At 60.0% G+C, this 2151-nt stretch carries 3 protein-coding genes; all 3 read right to left on the minus strand.

Going from position 1 to position 2151, the window contains the following annotated elements:
• Window positions 1-400: 400 nt before the first annotated feature.
• Window positions 401-847 (minus strand): hypothetical protein, encoded by a 447-nt coding sequence (locus KH616_RS24350; RefSeq protein ID WP_080323284.1) that lies wholly within the window; start codon window positions 845-847, stop codon window positions 401-403.
• A 171-nt stretch (window positions 848-1018) separates the two neighbouring features.
• The gene (locus tag KH616_RS24355; protein WP_046196991.1) at window positions 1019-1528 is read right to left on the minus strand and encodes a hypothetical protein; all 510 of its coding nucleotides are present in this window, start codon (window positions 1526-1528) and stop codon (window positions 1019-1021) included.
• Window positions 1529-1665: 137 nt separating this feature from the next.
• Window positions 1666-1980 carry a hypothetical protein gene (locus tag KH616_RS24360; protein WP_046196990.1) on the minus strand — a complete coding sequence of 105 codons (315 nt, stop codon included), beginning with the start codon at window positions 1978-1980 and terminating at the stop codon, window positions 1666-1668.
• Window positions 1981-2151 lie beyond the last annotated feature (171 nt).

Here is a 2151-nt window from a genome sequence, read left to right on the forward strand (position 1 = left end):
CAAGCCGGCAACACGAGTCACGGACGACGAATCGACCGATCAGGCTGGAAACGGACCAGCTACCGATAGAAAGCGGTTTGAGTATAGCACTGACTTCCTCGTAGGAATATGGACTTGGACCTGCGACGGACGCTCCCCGATCAGGACGTGCTATCTATTGCGCTCTGGCGCTCGCGAGTTCGCGTGCTTTGGATACCTCGTCATCCGTCAGTGGGCGCCGCCCGGCGTCAGCGATCAGCGTTTCGAGCTGGCGTGAGTGGGCTGCTGCAGCCGCGCTGGCCAAAGGTTGTGCTTCGATACCCGCCAACACGTTCCGCGCGGTGTCGCGCAGCAGGCCTTAAAAAAAAAGCCCGCTCCCAGGGAGAGCGGGCGAAGCTATGGCTGGAGCCAGGAGGAAGATTCAAACAGGCATTCCTGCCACGGCATCGGTTCGAAGAGCAACTCGGGCGAATAGCTCATTGGCATGCTGAAGTGCCTCCGCGGAGTTCTCCGCACCTTCCAGATCTTCGATCACCTGTACGGCTTGGCCGGTTACGCCGGCCACGTACCAACAACGCTGAAGAGGCTCCTGCTCCCTGCTGAGCATAGCGGCGAGGCTTTGCGCTCCAACTAGGCTGCCGGGTATGAAGCGGTCGTTCACCACGATGATGCCCTCGCGCTTGTTAGCCGTGATCGTCGGATCGTCCATCGAGCCGCAGCCGTAATCGAACTCAATGACGTACCCGCATAAATCGCAACGACTCGTGTGGACGACATGTCCCCAGAAGTCCTTATAAGCGACGGTGCACGAGGTGCGCCCGCAATGGGCGCAGTGGCAGTTTTCCTCGATTTCAACAGAGGTCGACATCTCATCTCCTTGAAGGGCGCACAAATGGGCGCATAGAAAAGTCCGGCCAAGGAACGTCCACGCACCTCGGCAAGGCGGAAAAGCCTTCCCGCAAATCCGTGCGGAACCAAGAAACGCCCCCCCGAACGTCCCTTTACGGGACGCGCGGAGGGGACGTTACAGATCGATGGATCACATGCCGGGCATCTTCAATTCCGTTACTGCCTGGCTTGCGCGCTCCAACGATTTCTCGATCCCGGTGGATTCGTAGCTTGCGTGGGCCAGGATTTCTCGCAAAATCGCACGTGGGTCAGAAACCGAATTACCGTTGGCTAGCATTGCGCGAGCAATGGAATCACCAAACGTCTCCGCCACTTCGTAAGCGAATACGCCAGGATGCTCACCATTCGCATCAAACCAATCGCCCACCAGGTCGACGAACATTGCATGACCGATCACTTCCTCGACAAATCCGCTCTCACCGCTGAACGGATCGAGGTCGACCCTCGAACTGCTGGCTCGAATTTCCCGAAGCGCATCGCGTGCACCAATAGCGACGTATGCGACAGTCAATGCATCCGGCTCGGTGCGCACCGAATCTTCCGTGGCCGCTTGCGGCATTCCGAGCGACGCGTTGCCTTGGAGGACGTGGAACCCGGCTGGTCTCGCACACGTGACGTCCATGTTGCGAACGTTAGACATTTCCCTACTCCTGAATATGACGCGAAGCAGGCACCCTAGCGGGTAACTGCCCCGCTAGGGTTGAGATACTGCCCGATGGCAGTTAGATGAGATTGCGGCAGAGCCGCTAGGCAGGTTGACGTCGAGTTCGAGCGACGTCACTCCGCTACGCGGAGGCCGTTGCCATCGCTGACCAGCCTGACCGACGCACCAAGGCGTGGCTGACGCACGCGATCCGCGGTGGCGCTATACACCTCGCCGTCGCTGCCGCGCACGCCCACTTCAACGAGATCCTGCGCGGATGCGCCCTGGACGGCATGGTTCCCTTGCGGGACCGGCGCCGGAACGAGACGAACACGCACGACAGTGCCGGTCGCGCCGAGCATCGCCTGCTGATCGGCCTGCTGCGCGAAGGCGTTCCCGCCGGCGAGCATGCTTGCAACGGCGAACGAAATGGCGACGACCGGGGACATAGCGATTTTCAACATGGTTTGCTCCTGATTAGAAATTGGGGGCAAACCGACCCCTTTGGGGAACGGAGCCCCAGAGGGAAAGACAAGATGCCGGCAGGCGGCAACACGAATCACGGACGAGAAATCGACCGAGCAGGCTGGAAAACGGACCAGCTACCGAGGGAAAGCGGT

It is taken from the genome of Burkholderia sp., assembly GCF_018375725.1.
Classification (GTDB): Bacteria; Pseudomonadota; Gammaproteobacteria; order Burkholderiales; family Burkholderiaceae; genus Burkholderia.

Coding starts and splice junctions, on each gene's coding strand:
- KH616_RS24350 (WP_080323284.1), bottom strand. CDS start 847: ATGTCGACCTCTGTTGAAATCGAGGAAAACTGCCACTGCGCCCATTGC.
- KH616_RS24355 (WP_046196991.1), bottom strand. CDS start 1,528: ATGTCTAACGTTCGCAACATGGACGTCACGTGTGCGAGACCAGCCGGG.
- KH616_RS24360 (WP_046196990.1), bottom strand. CDS start 1,980: ATGTCCCCGGTCGTCGCCATTTCGTTCGCCGTTGCAAGCATGCTCGCC.